The sequence below is a fragment of the Streptomyces sp. NPDC004542 genome (assembly GCF_040610035.1).
Classification (GTDB): Bacteria; Actinomycetota; Actinomycetes; order Streptomycetales; family Streptomycetaceae; genus Streptomyces.
Genome location: NZ_JBEXLP010000199.1, coordinates 1 through 2,494 on the forward strand (window position 1 = coordinate 1; position 2,494 = coordinate 2,494).

Annotated in this window: 1 rRNA gene; it reads left to right on the forward strand. The window is 56.8% G+C overall.

The features are described 5' to 3' along the window. Positions 1-2,472 (forward strand): 23S ribosomal RNA (locus ABZX30_RS38015); the annotation flags it as partial. Positions 2,473-2,494 lie beyond the last annotated feature (22 nt).

Genomic DNA, 2,494 nt, shown 5'->3' on the forward strand with positions numbered 1-2,494 from the left:
CTCGTGACTGCGTGCCTTTTGAAGAATGAGCCTGCGAGTTTGCGGTGTGTTGCGAGGTTAACCCGGGTGGGGAAGCCGTAGCGAAAGCGAGTCCGAACAGGGCGACTCAGTAGCACGCTCAAGACCCGAAGCGGAGTGATCTAGCCATGGGCAGGTTGAAGCGGAGGTAAGACTTCGTGGAGGACCGAACCCACCAGGGTTGAAAACCTGGGGGATGACCTGTGGTTAGGGGTGAAAGGCCAATCAAACTCCGTGATAGCTGGTTCTCCCCGAAATGCATTTAGGTGCAGCGTCGTGTGTTTCTTGCCGGAGGTAGAGCACTGGATAGGCGATGGGCCCTACCGGGTTACTGACCTTAGCCAAACTCCGAATGCCGGTAAGTGAGAGCGCGGCAGTGAGACTGTGGGGGATAAGCTCCATGGTCGAGAGGGAAACAGCCCAGAGCATCGACTAAGGCCCCTAAGCGTACGCTAAGTGGGAAAGGATGTGGAGTCGCACAGACAACCAGGAGGTTGGCTTAGAAGCAGCCACCCTTGAAAGAGTGCGTAATAGCTCACTGGTCTAGTGATTCCGCGCCGACAATGTAGCGGGGCTCAAGCGTACCGCCGAAGTCGTGTCATTGCAGCGTATAGCCCCAACGGGTGTTGTGATGGGTAGGGGAGCGTCGTCTGCCGGGTGAAGCGGCACTGGAAGGTAGTCGTGGACGGTTGACGAGTGAGAATGCAGGCATGAGTAGCGATACAAACGTGAGAAACGTTTGCGCCGATTGACTAAGGGTTCCTGGGTCAAGCTGATCTGCCCAGGGTAAGTCGGGACCTAAGGCGAGGCCGACAGGCGTAGTCGATGGATAACCGGTTGATATTCCGGTACCCGCTGTGAAGCGTCAAACATCGAGCATCGTGATGCTAAGGCCGTGAAGCCGTCCTGGATCCTTCGGGTGAAGGGGAGTGGTGGAGCCGCTGAACCAAGCGGTTAGTAGGTGAGTGATGGGGTGACGCAGGAAGGTAGTCCATCCCGGGCGGTGGTTGTCCCGGGGTAAGGGTGTAGGACGTCGGGTAGGTAAATCCGCCTGGCAATAGTCTGAGACCTGATGCCGAGCCGATTGTGGTGAAGTGGATGATCCTATGCTGTCGAGAAAAGCCTCTAGCGAGTTTCATGGCGGCCCGTACCCTAAACCGACTCAGGTGGTCAGGTAGAGAATACCGAGGCGTTCGGGTGAACTATGGTTAAGGAACTCGGCAAAATGCCCCCGTAACTTCGGGAGAAGGGGGGCCACATCCGGTGATGAGCTTTGCGCTCTGAGCTGGGGGTGGCCGCAGAGACCAGCGAGAAGCGACTGTTTACTAAAAACACAGGTCCGTGCGAAGCCGTAAGGCGATGTATACGGACTGACGCCTGCCCGGTGCTGGAACGTTAAGGGGACCGGTTAGCTCACTTTCGGGTGGGCGAAGCTGAGAACTTAAGCGCCAGTAAACGGCGGTGGTAACTATAACCATCCTAAGGTAGCGAAATTCCTTGTCGGGTAAGTTCCGACCTGCACGAATGGCGTAACGACTTCTCGACTGTCTCAACCATAGGCCCGGTGAAATTGCACTACGAGTAAAGATGCTCGTTTCGCGCAGCAGGACGGAAAGACCCCGGGACCTTTACTACAGTTTGATATTGGTGTTCGGTTCGGCTTGTGTAGGATAGCTGGGAGACTGTGAAAGCCGCACGCCAGTGTGGTGGGAGTCGTCGTTGAAATACCAGTCTGGTCGTGCTGGATGTCTAACCTGGGTCCGTGATCCGGATCAGGGACAGTGTCTGATGGGTAGTTTAACTGGGGCGGTTGCCTCCTAAAGAGTAACGGAGGCGCCCAAAGGTTCCCTCAGCCTGGTTGGCAATCAGGTGTTGAGTGTAAGTGCACAAGGGAGCTTGACTGTGAGACCGACGGGTCGAGCAGGGACGAAAGTCGGGACTAGTGATCCGGCGGTGGCTTGTGGAAGCGCCGTCGCTCAACGGATAAAAGGTACCCCGGGGATAACAGGCTGATCTTCCCCAAGAGTCCATATCGACGGGATGGTTTGGCACCTCGATGTCGGCTCGTCGCATCCTGGGGCTGGAGTCGGTCCCAAGGGTTGGGCTGTTCGCCCATTAAAGCGGTACGCGAGCTGGGTTTAGAACGTCGTGAGACAGTTCGGTCCCTATCCGCTGTGCGCGTAGGAGTCTTGAGAAGGGCTGTCCCTAGTACGAGAGGACCGGGACGGACGAACCTCTGGTGTGCCAGTTGTTCTGCCAAGGGCATGGCTGGTTGGCTACGTTCGGGAGGGATAACCGCTGAAAGCATCTAAGCGGGAAGCCTGCTTCGAGATGAGGACTCCCACCCACTTGATGGGGTAAGGCTCCCAGTAGACGACTGGGTTGATAGGCCGGATCTGGAAGCCAGGTAACTGGTGGAGGTGACCGGTACTAATAGGCCGAGGGCTTGTCCTCAGTTGCTCGCGTCCACTGTGTT